The sequence below is a fragment of the Tardiphaga sp. 866_E4_N1_4 genome, from assembly GCF_052076075.1.
Taxonomy (GTDB): Bacteria; Pseudomonadota; Alphaproteobacteria; order Rhizobiales; family Xanthobacteraceae; genus Tardiphaga; species Tardiphaga robiniae.
Window position 1 is genome coordinate 5,472,197 of sequence record NZ_CP197242.1, and the last position, 15,491, is coordinate 5,487,687.

Below are 15,491 nucleotides of genomic sequence, written 5' to 3' on the forward strand. Positions count from 1 at the left end.
ATCACGGGATTGAATCAGAACCGCGACCAAGGCGAAAGGCCATAAGTCGCAAGCACGATGCGTGGCAGGCAAAAAAGAAGGCCGCCGGGAGGCGGCCTTCGATCACAATGCAGTTGAGCGTGAAAGCAGGGCTTAGAAGCCCATGCCTCCCATTCCGCCCATGCCACCCATACCGCCGCCACCGCCCGGCATCGCCGGTGCAGCTTCCTTCGGCAGTTCGGCGACCATGGCTTCGGTGGTGACCAGCAGGCCGGCAACCGAGGCCGCGTCCTGCAGTGCAGTACGCACCACCTTGGCCGGATCGATGATGCCCTTGGCGACCATGTCGACATAGGTTTCGGTCTGCGCGTCGAAGCCGAAGGTCTCGGACTTCTCGTCCAGGATCTTGCCGACCACGATCGAACCTTCAACGCCGGCGTTTTCGGCGATCTGGCGGATCGGAGCTTCCAGCGCCTTCAGCACGATGTTGATACCGGCCTGCACATCGGCGTTCTCGTTGGTGAGACGGCCGACGGCCTTCTTGGCGCGCAGAAGCGCAGTACCGCCACCGGGGACGATGCCTTCCTGAACGGCCGCGCGGGTCGCGTTCAGCGCGTCATCCACGCGATCCTTCTTTTCCTTCACTTCGACTTCAGTCGCGCCGCCGACGCGGATGACGGCAACGCCGCCAGCCAGCTTGGCCAGACGCTCCTGCAGCTTCTCACGGTCGTAGTCCGAGGTGGTTTCCTCGATCTGTGCCTTGATCTGGTTGACGCGGGCCTCAATGGCCGGCTTCTTGCCAGCGCCGTTGACGACGGTGGTGTTTTCCTTGTCGATCACGACCTTCTTGGCGCGGCCGAGCATGGCGAGCGTGACGCTTTCCAGCTTCATGCCGAGATCTTCCGAGACGAGCTGACCGCCGGTCAGGATCGCAAGGTCTTCCAGCATCGCCTTGCGGCGATCGCCGAAGCCCGGTGCCTTGACGGCAGCAACCTTGAGGCCGCCGCGCAGGCGGTTGACGACGAGGGTGGCGAGCGCTTCGCCTTCGACGTCTTCAGCAATGATCAGGAGCGGCTTGCCCGACTGCACCACGGCTTCGAGCACCGGCAGCATGGCCTGCAGGCTGGAGATCTTCTTCTCGACGAGCAGGACATATACGTCCTCGAGCTCGGCGGTCATCTTCTCGGCATTGGTGACGAAGTAGGGCGACAGGTAGCCGCGATCGAACTTCATGCCCTCGACGATGTCGACTTCGGTCTCGAGCGACTTGTTCTCTTCAACCGTGATGACACCTTCGTTGCCGACCTTCTGCATTGCCTGGGCGATCATCTTGCCGATGGCAGCGTCGCCGTTGGCGGAGATGGTGCCGACCTGGGCGACTTCAGCCGAAGACGCAACCGGCTTGGCGCGCTTGGTGATGTCCTTGATGACGGCGGCGACGGCGATATCGATGCCGCGCTTGAGGTCCATCGGGTTCATGCCGGCAGCAACCGACTTGGCGCCTTCACGGACGATGGCCTGGGCCAGCACGGTGGCGGTGGTGGTGCCGTCGCCTGCGGTGTCGTTGGTCTTCGAGGCGACTTCGCGCAGCATCTGCGCGCCCATGTTCTCGAACTTGTCCTCGAGCTCGATCTCCTTGGCGACGGTGACGCCGTCCTTGGTGATGCGCGGAGCGCCGAACGACTTCTCGATCACGACATTGCGGCCCTTCGGACCGAGCGTGACCTTGACGGCGTTGGCGAGAATGTCGACGCCGCGCAGCATGCGATCGCGCGCGTCTCCGGAGAATTTAACGTCTTTGGCTGCCATGTTGATGGTGCTCCGAGTGATGGGAATTTGAAATTAAAACGCTGTCATGGCCGGGCTTGACCCGGCCATCCATCTTCCTGCGAAGAAGCCAGATGGATGCCCGGATCAAGTCCGGGCATGACGTCCGAGTGTTTGGAGAGCGGACCGCCTTTAAGCGATCACGCCCATGATGTCCGACTCCTTCATGATGAGGAGTTCTTCGCCGTCGAGTTTGATCTCGGTGCCCGACCACTTGCCGAACAGAACCTTGTCGCCGATCTTGATGTCGATCGGGATCAGCTTGCCGGCTTCGTCGCGGCCGCCAGGGCCGACACCGACGACTTCGCCTTCAGACGGCTTTTCCTTGGCGCTGTCCGGGATGATGATGCCGCCCTTGGTCTTCTCGTCGGCGACGATGCGCTTGACGACGACGCGGTCGTGCAGCGGGCGGAATTTGGTCTTGGCCATGGGAGTGTCCCTTTAGGGTTTGCGATTTCGTTGCCATCTCGGAGGCGGGCGGGAATCCAGCCGGAACGCTCAAGGCGGCCGGCTCATTCCCTTAGCAATCGCGCTCCGGGAGTGCTAATTGAGCGTCCGGGAAATATGGCCAGACGCTTTTTGAGTCAAGCGAGGCCTTAAGGCCTTGGTGAGGCCAATATAGGATGATCTGGAAACCATAATGGAGAGTCGGCGTAATTCTGCCGACCTCATTGCGCCGTCAGGTGTTTTGCGCTTGGCTGCCGGGACGGGCAGCCGGGGAATTTGCTCTAGGGGATAATATGATCAGGTCACGCTACGCCCGCACGGTTGCCCATCTGGCGATCGTTTCAACTTTGGCGCTGTCATTGGGCGGGTGCGGCACGTCTGGTGGATTGGGCGGGTTCAGCTTTGGGAACTCGCAGCCGACACCGCCGCCGGAGCCCCCGCCGGCGCCGGAACTGCCAGCCTCGATCCGCTCGGAAGAACTCGTCGGCCGCTGGGGTCTGGCGTCCTACATGAATCCCAACGATCGCGTTCGCACCGAGAATGCCGCGCGCGGCCAGTGCAAGCAGCCCTATATCATCGGCCAGGGCGCCACCGGCGGCGTCATCATGCATCTCGCCGACGAGGCGACGCCGCAGGAACTGCGCCTCAAGGGCTCGCCGAGCGGCAAGAACTATATCGGCCCGCCCGGTCCCGCCGGTGGTGAGAAGGATCGCGAGATCGTCTCCTTCGACGGTCGGATTCTCGTCACGCGCTTCATCGACAAGGACGCTGCGATTCGCTACGGCAACATGGTCTATGTCCGTTGCGCACCCAAGGCCTGACCTGACAAGGCCTGACCTGAGGCGTAAGGCGGGTCCCGCCACTCCCTTGAAGACGTGAGCCCATGCACCGATTGCGCGACCTTGTTTTCGGACCGGGCCGCGCGGTCCTTGTGCTGGCATTCACCCAGATCCTGACCTGGGGCATCCTGATCTATCCACCGGTGCTGACCATGCCGCATGTCACGGCGGCGCATGGCTGGTCGCTGGCCTTCGGCATGGCGGGCTTTTCGCTGGGGCTGATCGTATCGGGACTGCTGTCGCCGGTGGTTGGTGGATTGATCGACCGCCACGGCGGCAATGTCGTCATGGCATCGGGCGCATTGGCCGGTGCCTTGGGTCTCGCTCTGTTTTCAGTCGCCGATCATCCCGCGACCTATCTGGCCTGCTGGGTGTTGCTCGGCGCTGCAATGTCTGCGTCGCTCTACGATCCCGCCTTCGCCACGCTGACGCGTATCTTCGGTGCCTCGGCGCGGCGGCAGATCACCTTCGTGACCTTTGCAGGCGGCTTCGCCTCGACGGTTGGCTGGCCGGCGACCCATCTTCTGCTTGAGGCCGTCGGCTGGCGCGGGACGTATCTGACCTTCGCAGCGATCTTCGCATTTGTCGTTGCGCCGCTTCATGCTTTTGCATTGCCGCGCCACGTCGCCGTCGCGCCTCTGCCCGTGGTGGACGCCGTTGTCGTTCCCCCGCAGGCAACCCTGCGCCCGGAAGGCTGGCCGTTCATCCTGCTGGCGGCCGCGTTCTCGCTTTACAGCTTCATTCTGTCGGGCGTGACCTCGAACCTGCTCGCGCTGCTGGAGCGCGGCGGGCTCAGTGCTGCAACGGCGGTGACCATCGGTGCGATGTTCGGTCCGGCGCAGGTGGCGTCGCGGCTGGCAGACTTCATGCTGGCGGGACGCACCCATCCGCTGTGGATCGCGCGCGGGGCGGTGGTGCTCGTGGTATCGGCCTTCGCGATGCTGGCCTTTGCGGGGATTTCGTTTCCGCTGGCGGCCTTGTTCGCTATCGGCTTCGGAGCGGCCAATGGCGTCATGACCATCGCGCGCGGTGCGCTGCCGCTTCTGATGTTCGGCCCGGCGGGGTATGGCCGTGTGATCGGCCGTATCGCGCGGCCGGCTTTGTTCGTGCAGGCCTTCGCGCCATTCGTGGTGGCGTCCGCAGTCGAGACACTGTCCGACCGCATGGTGCTGCTGCTTGGGACCGTGTTGGCGCTGGCGGTGCTGCTCTGTTTCGTGATGATAAAAACGCCGGGCATTGCTGCCCGGCGTTAAGCGATCTCTAACTGTGGTCGAAAATTATCTTAGCCGAACAGCGCGTCGATATCGTCCTGCGAAGCATGGCCGACGTCGCCGTCCAGTTTCGGACCATTCAGCAGCTTGTCGTCTTCGCTACGGTCGTCGACCTTGGCCGGCGCATGCGCCTTGATCTCGTCGACACCGCCCCAGATGTCCATCATCGCAGTAATGCGGTTTTCGATGAACTTCATCGTGGTCATCACCTTGCTGATGCGCTGGCCGGTGAGGTCCTGGAAGTTACAGGCTTCGAAGATCGCGACGACGTTATCGCCGATCTCTTCCAGCATCTGCTTCTGCTGATCGGGTGAGGTCACCTTGCCGAGCGCTGTCGATGCATTATCGATGGCTTCGGCTGCGGCGAGAATCTGCTGCGTGGCTTCTTCGGTGCCGCCGACGACGGCGCCGAGTTCACCGTTGACCTTCGCCATTTCGTCGCCTTCGAAGCTCTTGCCGTGAAGAACTGCGATTTCCATCTTGGTACGGGTAATGGCGTCGTGGATCAGATCGAGTTCGATCTTCAGCTTTTCGCACTGCTCGATCTGAGCGCGGTAGGTTGCCAGCAGCGCCTGCGCTTCCGCAACCTGCTGATCGGCGGCGGCGCCGACCTGATCTGTCACGGCGTTGCGGGCCGGCGCTCCCATCTGCGCGCGGATCGCGCGGAGCTCAGCCATGATTTCGCGATGCATTGGCATCGGCTCGCTGCTGCCCACCACTTCATTGGGCATAGGTGCAGTACCGAAAACTTCTTCAATGCGAAATCGCTTGCGACGAACAGACATCAGGTCCCCCAACGTTCAATCAATCCCCCGTTCGTATACCTATGAGTTTAACGTGAAGTTCACGCGGGAACATCGCGCCGATAGCCGATAATCGCTGCGCAAACTGTTAGTTAACCATGGGGCTTTCGCGTTCATTCAAAATAAACGCTACTAAATAGAACTGCGCCGTTTGACGACGTGGTGAATCCAAACGGCGATTGTGTTTACCAAACCGAGGCGATTTTAACCTTAAGTCGGAGTGTGCAAAGCGCTTCTCAGGTGAGAACGCGCACGACGAAACAGTACAGAGTACGTCGATGTTCAGAAAGTTCTCTCTCACGCTTCTTGCCAGCGCATCTTTCATCGCCGCTGGATCGCATCAGGCGCTTGCGGTGGAAGCCGCGGCGCAATTTGCCGAGCCTCCGGTGGTGTATGCGCAGCAGCCGCAGCGCCCGATGCAGCGCACGGCCTATGCCGAACGCTCGCGCATGGGCGGCGGCTTCATCGAGTTTCTGTTCAGCGATGGTCCGGCGCAGCAGGGCCAGCGTTATCAGCAACAGCCGGACTACTCTTACGAGCAGCGGCGTTCGCTGTTGCCGCCGATGGATCCGCAACAGCGTGTCTATCGGCAGGAAGAGACGGCAGATCCCGCGCGTCCCACGCTCGATCCCAAGTATCAACCGCAGCTGGTCGAATATCAGGGCAGCGAAAGTGCGGGCACCATCGTCGTCGATACGCCGAACAAATTTCTGTTCCTGGTACAGGGTGGCGGCAGGGCGATGCGCTATGGCATCGGCGTCGGCCGGCCGGGCTTCACTTGGTCCGGTGTAAAGACGATCACGGCGAAGAAGGAATGGCCGTCGTGGACGCCGCCAAAGGAAATGCTGGCGCGCCGTCCTGATCTGCCGCGTTACATGGAAGGCGGTCCGGAAAATCCGCTCGGCGCACGCGCGATGTATCTCGGCTCGACCCTGTACCGTATTCACGGCTCCAACGAGCCATGGACTATCGGCACCAATGTTTCCTCAGGCTGCATCCGCATGCGCAACGAGGACGTCATCGATCTCTATGGCCGCGTCGGCGTCGGAGCCCGGGTCGTCGTGATCTGATTGATCTCCCGTCACATGAAAACGGCCGCTCGTGAGAGCGGCCGTTTTTGTGTTGCTGGTCTAAACGATCAGGCCAAATCGCTGTCGTCGGAATCCATGTCCATGGCGTCGTAGTCACCGTCGTCCTGGTCTTGATCCTGGTCCTGGTCGGCATCGGCCTGCGCCTGATCGAAGGATCCGGCGCGGGAGCCGCTGGACGAACCGATATCATTGACGCCGGCCTGATTGCCGAGGTTGCCGCCGGAGGAATCCGAACCGGAGCTCCATGGGCTCTTGCTCTCGCTGGCATTGGCGGCGTCACCGAAACCTTGCTGATGGCTGCCGCCCATCATCGAACGGATGCTGCCGAGCAAGAGTGACCCGCCGACCACGCCGGCTGCTGCCGCAGCCGCTGTACCGAGGAACGAACCGCCACCACCGGCTTGCGGTTGTTGCTGGCCGAACTGGCCCGGTCCCGGACCCTGGCCGTATCCACCCTGACCATAGCCACCCTGTGGCTGGGGCTGGCCGATGACCTGCCCGGTGTTCCAGGCAGGACGGCTCGGCTCGGGCGGGCGCACGCTCGGCACGGAGCCGCGCGGCTGGTTCGGGTTCTGACCCTGACCGAACAGGGCGTCTCGCATCGAATCGAGGAAGCCGCCCTGAGCAGCCTGTTCGGGGGCGCCGTTGCCTTCCAGTTGCTGGATGCGCTCATGGGCGCGCTTCAGCGCTTCGTCCTGCAGCAATACGGTCTGTACCAGCGCATACAGCGCATTGGGGGCGCGGCGCTGGCCCTGCGCAATGGCGTCGAGCGCGTCTGGATCGCGTGGCGCGCCTTCGACCTTGCTGAGCCGGTCAAAGAGATCGTCAACCAGTTGGCGTTCTTGCGGTGTCATGGCGTCCTCTGTCTTCAAAGCGCGCTTGCTTTGCGCGCTGGAGATGTAGTGACGCTTTGTGTCGCAATAAGTGCCGCCTGGATTAAATTTAGTTATGCGACAAAACGACCGGCAGGCCTTGTCGTGCTTCCTCTTGTCATGCTTCCAGCGCGTAGCGCGCCAGATTGGCCTTCAGCATGTCAAGAATCTGATCCCGTGCCGGATCGCGGGTCCCTCTGACCCACGCCGCGGCGAGCGGAAGCCTGTTCATTGCCGCCATGCCTAGCGGCATATAGCGAACGCCGCGTGCGGGCATGCGAGACGTCCAGCGCGGCACGATCGCCAGCCCGATTTCGGCGGCGACGAGATTGACGATGGTCTGCTTCTCGTCGGCGATCTGAACGACATTCGCCTGTAGCCCGGATTCCGCAAACAGCTTCATCGTCAGGTCGTGACTGTGCGGCCGCGACCGTCGCTCCGGCACGATCAGAGGCTCCTCGGCGATGTCTGCGATCGTCAGATGCGTGCGCGAGGCCAGCGGATGGCGCTCGGAGACGGCCACGACGGCTGTCTCGTGAAACAGAAACATGAATTCCAGCCGCTTGTCGGCACTCTCGGGCGGCCGGACAAAAGCGAGATCGAGCCGGCCCGACAGCAGGCGCGGCAGCAGCCGGATCGTCTTGTCCTCATCCAGCTTGATGGCAAGGTCAGGGACGCGCTCGCGAAGATCGTGAAGCAGTGCCGGCAGAAGCCCGGCGGCGGCGCTGTCGATTGCGCCGACCCGGATTGTGGCTGCGCGCGCCCGCACGCGCGCCCGGAATGACGACGCGATCTGATCCGCGCGGGCGAGCAGGTCGCGCGCCTGTTTCAGAAACTCGGCGCCGTCATCGGTCAGGGCGACGCTGCGCGTCGTGCGCGTCAGCAGGCGTGTGCCGAGATCGTCCTCGAGGAGGCGGATGTAGCGGCCGAGTGCGGACGGCATCATCTCGAGCCGCTGCGCCGCGCGGCCGAAATGCAGTTCGTCCGCCGCGGTTACAAAACAGCGCAACTGGTGCAGATCCATCAAGCCTCCCGATGGCGCCCTTCGGCCGCCTCGGGAGTTATTATATCATTTATTTGTATAAACAACCGCGATTGAGCCGGGCGCTGCCCGCCTGCAGGGTGGGGAGAGCCAGTTCAACCCAGCAGAGACCTCACCATGCGCGAATATTCCATCGCGGCCATTCCGGCCGACGGGATCGGCCCCGAAGTCATCGCCGCCGGCACCCGTGTGCTCGAAGCCCTGCAGAAGCGGGTCGGCGACGTGACCTTCAATGTCGAAACGTTTGATTGGGGCTCGGCCTATTACCGCAAGCACGGCGTCATGATGCCAGCCGACGGCCTGCCGAAGCTGAAGAAGTTCGATGCCATCTATTTCGGTGCGGTGGGCGCGCCCGATGTGCCCGATCACATTACGCTGTGGGGCCTGCGGCTTCCGATCTGCCAGGGCTTCGACCAATACGCCAATGTGCGCCCGACCAAGATCCTGCCCGGCATCACCTCGCCACTGCGCGGTGTCGAAACCGGCGATCTCGACTGGGTGATCGTGCGCGAAAATTCCGAAGGCGAATATGCCGGTTGCGGCGGTCGCGTACATCGCGGGCTGCCGGAGGAAGTCGGTACCGAAGTCTCGGTGTTCACCCGCGTCGGCGTGGTCAGGATCATGCGCTACGCGTTCAAGCTCGCGCAGTCACGTCCGCGCAAGCTGCTCACCGTCGTCACCAAGTCGAACGCGCAGCGCCACGGCATGGTGATGTGGGACGAGATCGCCGACGAAGTGTCGAAGGATTTCCCTGACGTCACATGGGACAAGATGCTGGTCGATGCCATGACCGTGCGTATGACGCTGAAGCCGCAGAGCCTCGACACCATCGTGGCCACCAATCTTCACGCCGACATTCTCTCCGACCTCGCCGGCGCACTGGCCGGCAGCCTCGGTGTCGCGCCGACGGCGAATATCGACCCGGAACGGCGCTTCCCCTCGATGTTCGAACCGATCCACGGTTCGGCCTTCGACATCACCGGCAAGGGCATCGCCAATCCTGTCGCCAGTTTCTGGACCGCTGCGCAGATGCTCGATCATCTTGGTGAGCCGGATGCATCGGCGCGGTTGATGCGTGCGGTGGAAAAGGTCTGCGAAGCCGGCATTATCACGCCCGATGTTGGCGGCAAGGCCACGACGAAAGAAGTGACCGACGCCGTGGTAGACGCGATCCATAGTTCGAACGTCTGACGCGATTTCCGAACGCCCCGGTCTCACCGGGGCGTTCGATTTCAATAATCAAAACAATATTCAGGGAGGATCTCATGAAAGTCACAGCTACACTTGCGTTTGCGATTACGCTGGCAAGCTCCGCTGCCTTCGCACAGGGCTATCCCAACAGGCCGATCACCATGCTGGTGCCGTTCGCGGCCGGCGGTGCCACCGACACCGTCGCGCGCGTCACCGCTGCGACAATGTCGAAGATCCTCGGCCAGACCATCATCATCGAAAATGCCACAGGCGCCGGCGGCACCATCGCCGCCGCACGCGCGGCTCGTGCCGAGCCGGACGGCTACACGATCCTGATCCATCACATCGGAATTTCCACGGCTGCGACGCTGTATCGCAAACTGCCTTACGATACCAAGACCGCCTTCGCGCCGATCGGCCTCGTCACCAATGCGCCGATGACCATCATCTCCAGGCCGAACCTGCCGCCGAACACGCTCGCCGAGCTGATCACCTATATCAAGGCCAACGGCGACAAGATGACATTCGGCAATGCCGGCCTCGGCGCCGCCTCGCAGCTCTGTGGCCTGATGTTCATGAATGCCATCGACAAGCAGATCCTGTCGGTGCCCTACAAGGGCAACGGCCCGGTGATGAACGATCTGATCGCCGGCCAGATCGATCTCACTTGTGACCAGACCACCAACACCACCGGCCCGATCGCGGCGAAACTTGTGAAGAGCTACGCGATTACGACGAAGACGCGTTTGTCGTCCATGCCGGACCTGCCCACCGCGGATGAAGCCGGCCTGAAGGGTTTTGAGGCGGGCGCCTGGCATGGCATCTACGCGCCAAAGGGAACTCCTGACGATATCGTGCAGAAACTGGCGAAGGTGCTGCAGGATTCGTTGCGCGATCCCGAACTGATCAAGCGCTTCAACGACATCAACACCGATCCGGTGCCACAGGATCAGGCGACGCCGCAGGCATTGAAGAAGCAGCTCGACAGCGAGGTCGATCGCTGGGCGCCGATCATCAAGGCGAGCGGACAGTTCGCGGATTAGCGTGCGAGAGTGACGTTGTTTGCCGCCAGCAACTGCACGAAGGCATCGCTTGCCAGATACTGATATTCGCGTTCGCGCTGGTCGGTGAACGGATCGAGGTCGATCAGGATCTCATCTACATGACCGGGGTGGCACATCACCAGTCCGCCATCCGGAAGGTCGTTGAGGAAACCGGCCATGAGCGTGCCGAAGTCGGCATGCTTGGTGAAGTCATAGGCGCCGGCAAATCCCGGATTGAACGTCACGCCGGCGCGCGTCGCACGTCGGCGGAACGTGGCGCTGAGCGTGTCGAGCAGCAGCGCCTTCGGATTATCGAGGCGTTGGCCTAACGGCAGCACACGGCCGGATTGGCGGACCCAGGCCGTCGGCGCATTTTTCCTCACCGCAGCGAGGAGCGCATCGCGCACCTGCGGGAAGGTCTGTACGTGCTGGTGCCCGTCGACATAGTCGGGGGCGCGCCCGAACAGGGCCGTAAACTTCGCGATCTGCGTAGTCAGCTCGGTCTCGATCGCCTCGCGATCGAGTTTTCGCAACAGGCTGAAGCGCAGCATCTTGCCAAGCGGCAGGAACAGCTCGTCGAGCAGCGGTCGGTAGTGCATCGTCAGCGGATGAAACGGGGCGGTCAGTGTCGCGTGCAGCCCGATCTCGCAATTCGGATTCTTGGCGACGGCGTCCTGCAACGCACTCACGTCATCGCGCGAAATTGCAGGACCGACCACCATCACAGATGTGGCGTTGAGGCGTCCGAGCGCAATGAGTTCGCGGATGCCCCGATTGACGCCGGGGCTGATGCCGTAATCGTCGGCGCAGAGTGTGATGCGGCGCAGGGCTGCGCCGGTCATTCGGCGGCGGTCCGGTCGGTGGTTTGCGCCACGCTATCGGGAGTGTTGCGCTTCACGCTGTGCTCGGCGACGAAATAGATCGGCCGCGCCTTCAGTTCGGACAGGATCTTGCCGATATATTCGCCGAGCACGCCGATCATGATCAGCTGCACGCCGCCGAGGGTCATCAGGCCGACGACCAGCGATGGATAGCCCGGTACCGATTTGCCGGAGACCCATGTCTCCCACAGGATCGACAGACCGAACAGGAACGCGCCGAAGGCGAGCAGAAGACCGAGCAGGCTGGCGAAACGCAGCGGAGCCACCGAGAACGAGGTCAGGCCCTCGATCGACAGGCCGATCAACTGCTTCGGATTGAACGATGTCACACCATGTTCGCGTGCCGCCGGTTCGTAGTCGACGCGGAGCTGGCGGAAGCCGATCCAGGTCGCCAGTCCCTTGAAGAACCGGTTGCGCTCCGGCAGCTGGCGCAGCGCCGCAGCCGCACGCGGTGACAGCAAACGGAAGTCGCCGGCATCTTCGGGGATCTTCTGCCGCGCACCCCAGTTGATCAGCGCATAGAAGCCGCGCACGGCCTGGCGGCGCAGGAAGGATTCGTTGTCGCGATGGGCTTTGGCGGTATAGACGACGTCATAACCTTCGACGATCCAGTGCCGCACCAGCTGTTCGACCAGTGACGGCGGATGCTGGCCGTCGCCATCCATGAACAGAACCGCGCCCTTGGTGACATGGTCGAGCCCTGCCATCAGCGCGGCTTCCTTGCCGAAATTGCGCGACAGTGACACGACCTGAACGTCGACCGACGTGGCTTGCAGGCTGCGCGCAACCGCCAGCGTGCCATCGGCGCTGCCGTCATCGATATAGACGACTTCGCAGGCGAGGCCGTGGCGTTCTTTCAGTGTCGTCGCAAGCGTCGCCAGCCGCTCATGAAACAGGGCAAGGCCGGGCGCCTCGTTGTAAACAGGCACAACGATCGACAGGCCTTGTGCCGCGGCGGTCGCGGCATCGGTCGACAGGCTCGATACGTCGCTGCCCAGCATCATCGATCAGATTCCGATATCCAAAATATGCTCATGAATCATATGGTAATCAGCCGGCGCGTCCGCCAGCAAGGCGAAACGCGGCGCTGCGCGTTACTGCCGCAAGAACGCCTCAAGTTTGGCGAACAGCGGATTCTCGCGATCCATCACATAGTCGAGCGAGGCGACCGAGACGGTATCTGCGCCGTTGGCACGCAGGAAGCTGCTCAGCGCGTAAAGCTGCGCCGGCGGGCAGTGCAGCGTGATCATGCCCGACGAGGTCGGGCCGCCGAACGGCGACACCACGCCGAAGCGGTTGTGTGCCTCGGTGAGGAGCGCCTGATTGCAGCCGGCGAAGCGGGTGCGCACTTCCTTGTATTTGCTGGCGCGGGCGCGCGCGGCAATGTGGTCGAGAATGATGCGCGCGGTTTCCAGAGACTGCGCCGACCAGTCGGCGGCGCGCGAGGCGACGAGATTGGCCTGGCTGCGCAGGATGACGCCGTCATCGAGTACCTTGAGACCATTGGCGACGAGGGTCGCGCCGGTGGTGGTGATATCGACGATCAGTTCGGCCGTGCCGGTGGCCGGTGCGCCTTCGGTGGCGCCGGCGCTTTCGACGATGCGATAGTCGACCACGCCGTGCGACGCGAAGAAGTTGCGCGTCAGGTTGATATACTTCGTGGCGACGCGCATGCGGCGATTGTGCTGCGCGCGGAAGCCGGTGGTGACGTCATCGAGATCGGCCATGGTGCGGACGTCGATCCAGGCCTGAGGCACGGCAACGACCACATTGGCGCTGCCAAAGCCCAGGCCATCGATCAAAGCGACCTTCTTGTCGGCGTCGGGGATGCTCTCGCGCAGCAGATCTTCGCCGGTGATGCCGAGATGCACGGCGCCGCGCGCCAGGTTCGAGGCGATCTCGCTGGCCGAGAGATAGGCGATTTCGACATTGTCGAATCCGGCAATGGTGCCGCGGTAATCGCGCACGCCGCCCGGCTTCGCCAACGTCAGACCGGCGCGGGTGAAGAAGGCTTCGGCGTTTTCCTGCAGCCGGCCCTTGGAGGGAACGGCAAGGACGAATGGTGCGGTCATGACGCGCTCCCGGAAACCAGCGCCGAGGACGCGTTATGAGTGAGGGCTTCGATCCAGATCGAGAAGCCGACCGCAGGGATCGGCGTAGCGGAGCCGAGCTGCGTCAGCAGTCCGTCATACCGGCCGCCGGCGACCAGCGGCTCGGTGCCATTGCCCTTGCGGTGCAGCTCGAATTCGAAGCCGGTGTAGTAGTCGACGCCGCGGCCGAATGACGTCGAGAAACGCGTCCTGGTGGTATCGATACCACGCGCCGCCATGAAGCCGATGCGGCTTTCAAATTCGTCGATGGCGGCCGTGATGTTGAGTTTGGCATCGGAGGCGAGCTTGCGCAGTTGCTGCAGGGCATCGTCGGGATCGCCTGATATCGCGAGGAAGCGCTTGATCAGCACCAGCGCATCGCGCGGCAGTGCGCCGCCTTTCAGCGTCGACTGTTCGAGGAAGCGATCGGCGATTTCCGCCACCGAACGGCCGCCGACATTGGTGGCGCCGGCGATCGACATCAGGTCGGTGACCAGTGCCAGCGCTGCCTTGCGGTCGGAGCCCGCGAGAGCAGCGAGCACGCCTTCATATTCGTTGCGGACCGGCGACTCTGCGAGGGTCAGCCGGTCGAGATCGTGGGTCAGGCTGATCTTGCGGTTGAAGTCTTTCATCAGCCGGCGCTTCCACACCGGATAGAGGTCGAGCGCCTCGATCAGCGCCGCGAACAGTGCGACGTCGCCGGTGCGGATCTCGATATCGCTGAGGCCAAAGGCGGCCGTCGCCTCGAGGCCGAGCGCCAGCATTTCGGCATCGGCGGCTGCGCGGTCCTGACGGCCGAAGGATTCGATGCCGGCTTGCTGGAATTCGCTGGGTGTGCCCTGCCGATAGCGGAACACCGGGCCGAGATAGCTGAAGCCCGCGGGCTGGCCGGCCTGCGGCGAGGCGAGATAATCGCGCGCCACGGGGATCGTGAGATCCGGCCGCAGGCATAGCTCTTCGCCCGACGCGTCGGTCGTCAGATACAGGCTCTTGCGGATGTCTTCGCCGGACATATCGAGGAACGGATCGGCCGGCTGCAGGATCGCCGGCTCGGCATGGGCGTAGCCGGCCTCGGCAAACGACAACAGCAGCGCATCCGCCCAGGCGGCGGATCCGGTCGCGCGAGGGGCGGCGGGTTTGGTCATCTCGAAGTCCAGCAATCTCAACAGAGTGGTCGTTGGCGCAGCCCATAGCATGGCGGTTGCGACGTTTCGACCACCATCACCCGGTGGCCTTAATGTCGGGTCATGGCAGCGGGCTATTTGCCTACTTGGTTACCATTCCAGTCACCAAGAGCAGTCTGCACCAGCGCCAGCGCAGCCACCGCCGCTGTATCGGCCCGCATGATCCGCGGGCCCAGCGCCAGCCGGAGAATATTGACCTGTTTCAGCAGAAGGGCCCGTTCTTCCTCGGCAAAGCCGCCTTCCGGGCCGATCAAGACGTCGATTCCGGCGGAGGCGGCCGTCCGGGCGCCGGCCAGCGCGGCCATGGGATCGGTCACTTCAGCGGCCTCGTCGCAGAAGATCAGCAGCCGTTTGGCATCCCGCTGGTCGAGATATTTGGGCAGGTTCAGTGGTTCGGCGACAGCGGCCACGCTCAGAATTCCGCATTGTTCGGCCGCCTCGACCACATTGGCGCGCATCCGCTCGGTATTGACCCGGCTGGCCTGGGTAAAGCGCGTCATCACCGGCTGCAGCGCCGCGGAGCCCATTTCGATAGCCTTCTGCACCATGTAATCGAGCCGCGCATGTTTCAGTGGAGCGAATACATAGGTCACTTCGGGCAGGGTATCCTGTGGCCGGACCTGGGTCAGCAGGGTCAGGCGGTCTGCCCGCTTGCCGCCGGAAATGGCGGCCTGCCATTCGCCGTCTTTGCCGTTGAACACCAGCACCGAGGCGCCGGAGCCCAGCCGCAGCACATTGCCGAGGTAATTGCTCTGGTTGCGATCGAGCGAAATGGTTGCGTCGGCTGCAAAAGGCGCATCGACAAAGAGGCGGGGGCTGCGGAAATCGGCTTGCGGCATCGTTCATGTTCCATTCAGAGGGCGAGCTTTAGCCCAACTGCGACGAATTATCATGCGAGAACGCGGCTTTGCGCCGTGCTGCCGCCCGAATC

Annotated in this window: 15 protein-coding genes; 5 read left to right on the forward strand and 10 right to left on the reverse strand. The window is 62.9% G+C overall.

What is annotated here, in order from left to right; genetic code table 11:
- Nucleotides 1-132 precede the first annotated feature (132 nt).
- Together groL and AB8B20_RS26320 are read right to left on the reverse strand one after the other, a co-directional pair.
- Nucleotides 133-1,788, reverse strand: coding sequence for a chaperonin GroEL (gene groL, locus AB8B20_RS26315; RefSeq protein WP_068733597.1), 1,656 nt, complete (start codon nucleotides 1,786-1,788; stop codon nucleotides 133-135).
- Nucleotides 1,789-1,938: 150 nt separating this feature from the next.
- Complete coding sequence (locus AB8B20_RS26320; protein WP_439062887.1) at nucleotides 1,939-2,235, reverse strand: co-chaperone GroES; 297 nt, start codon at nucleotides 2,233-2,235, stop codon at nucleotides 1,939-1,941.
- Between the two features lie 311 nt (nucleotides 2,236-2,546).
- Here AB8B20_RS26320 and AB8B20_RS26325 point away from each other — a divergent pair, with 311 nt between their 5' ends.
- Complete coding sequence (locus tag AB8B20_RS26325; RefSeq protein WP_439072965.1) at nucleotides 2,547-3,074, forward strand: hypothetical protein; 528 nt, start codon at nucleotides 2,547-2,549, stop codon at nucleotides 3,072-3,074.
- A 62-nt stretch (nucleotides 3,075-3,136) separates the two neighbouring features.
- On the forward strand, nucleotides 3,137-4,345 hold the full coding sequence (locus AB8B20_RS26330) for an MFS transporter (protein WP_439057275.1): 1,209 nt from the start codon (nucleotides 3,137-3,139) through the stop codon (nucleotides 4,343-4,345).
- 29 nt (nucleotides 4,346-4,374) lie between these two features.
- On the opposite strand, the gene AB8B20_RS26335 is transcribed toward AB8B20_RS26330, so the two are convergent.
- Nucleotides 4,375-5,148, reverse strand: a complete 774-nt coding sequence (locus AB8B20_RS26335) for a protein phosphatase CheZ (RefSeq protein ID WP_089261924.1) — start codon at nucleotides 5,146-5,148, stop codon at nucleotides 4,375-4,377.
- Nucleotides 5,149-5,444: 296 nt separating this feature from the next.
- Here AB8B20_RS26335 and AB8B20_RS26340 point away from each other — a divergent pair, with 296 nt between their 5' ends.
- Complete coding sequence (locus AB8B20_RS26340; RefSeq protein WP_439072964.1) at nucleotides 5,445-6,236, forward strand: L,D-transpeptidase; 792 nt, start codon at nucleotides 5,445-5,447, stop codon at nucleotides 6,234-6,236.
- 68 nt (nucleotides 6,237-6,304) lie between these two features.
- On the opposite strand, the gene AB8B20_RS26345 is transcribed toward AB8B20_RS26340, so the two are convergent.
- Together AB8B20_RS26345 and AB8B20_RS26350 are read right to left on the reverse strand one after the other, a co-directional pair.
- A complete protein-coding gene (locus tag AB8B20_RS26345) occupies nucleotides 6,305-7,111 on the reverse strand; it encodes a DUF2076 domain-containing protein (protein WP_309947161.1) in 807 nt (268 codons plus the stop codon).
- Nucleotides 7,112-7,247: 136 nt separating this feature from the next.
- The gene (locus AB8B20_RS26350; RefSeq protein ID WP_439072963.1) at nucleotides 7,248-8,153 is read right to left on the reverse strand and encodes a LysR family transcriptional regulator; all 906 of its coding nucleotides are present in this window, start codon (nucleotides 8,151-8,153) and stop codon (nucleotides 7,248-7,250) included.
- Nucleotides 8,154-8,288: 135 nt separating this feature from the next.
- Between AB8B20_RS26350 and AB8B20_RS26355 the strand changes: the two genes are divergently transcribed.
- Entirely contained in the window at nucleotides 8,289-9,362 is a 1,074-nt protein-coding gene (locus tag AB8B20_RS26355; protein ID WP_115034037.1) for a tartrate dehydrogenase, read from the forward strand.
- 74 nt (nucleotides 9,363-9,436) lie between these two features.
- Nucleotides 9,437-10,405, forward strand: a complete 969-nt coding sequence (locus AB8B20_RS26360; protein ID WP_089261917.1) for a tripartite tricarboxylate transporter substrate-binding protein — start codon at nucleotides 9,437-9,439, stop codon at nucleotides 10,403-10,405.
- On the opposite strand, the gene AB8B20_RS26365 is transcribed toward AB8B20_RS26360, so the two are convergent.
- The 5 genes from AB8B20_RS26365 to AB8B20_RS26385 form a co-directional block, all read right to left on the reverse strand.
- Entirely contained in the window at nucleotides 10,402-11,247 is an 846-nt protein-coding gene (locus tag AB8B20_RS26365) for a ChbG/HpnK family deacetylase (RefSeq protein ID WP_439072962.1), read from the reverse strand. The two genes, AB8B20_RS26360 and AB8B20_RS26365, sit on opposite strands and share 4 nt — an antisense overlap.
- The gene (locus tag AB8B20_RS26370) at nucleotides 11,244-12,290 is read right to left on the reverse strand and encodes a glycosyltransferase family 2 protein (protein ID WP_439072961.1); all 1,047 of its coding nucleotides are present in this window, start codon (nucleotides 12,288-12,290) and stop codon (nucleotides 11,244-11,246) included. Before AB8B20_RS26370 ends, AB8B20_RS26365 begins: the two co-directional genes overlap by 4 nt.
- Before the next feature lie 90 nt (nucleotides 12,291-12,380).
- Nucleotides 12,381-13,358: an ATP phosphoribosyltransferase gene (gene hisG / locus AB8B20_RS26375; protein WP_068733618.1), complete on the reverse strand. Its 978-nt coding sequence runs from the start codon at nucleotides 13,356-13,358 to the stop codon at nucleotides 12,381-12,383.
- Nucleotides 13,355-14,521 (reverse strand): ATP phosphoribosyltransferase regulatory subunit, encoded by a 1,167-nt coding sequence (locus AB8B20_RS26380; RefSeq protein ID WP_439072960.1) that lies wholly within the window; start codon nucleotides 14,519-14,521, stop codon nucleotides 13,355-13,357. Before AB8B20_RS26380 ends, hisG begins: the two co-directional genes overlap by 4 nt.
- 113 nt (nucleotides 14,522-14,634) lie before the next feature.
- Nucleotides 14,635-15,399 (reverse strand): 16S rRNA (uracil(1498)-N(3))-methyltransferase, encoded by a 765-nt coding sequence (locus AB8B20_RS26385; protein ID WP_439072959.1) that lies wholly within the window; start codon nucleotides 15,397-15,399, stop codon nucleotides 14,635-14,637.
- Nucleotides 15,400-15,491 lie beyond the last annotated feature (92 nt).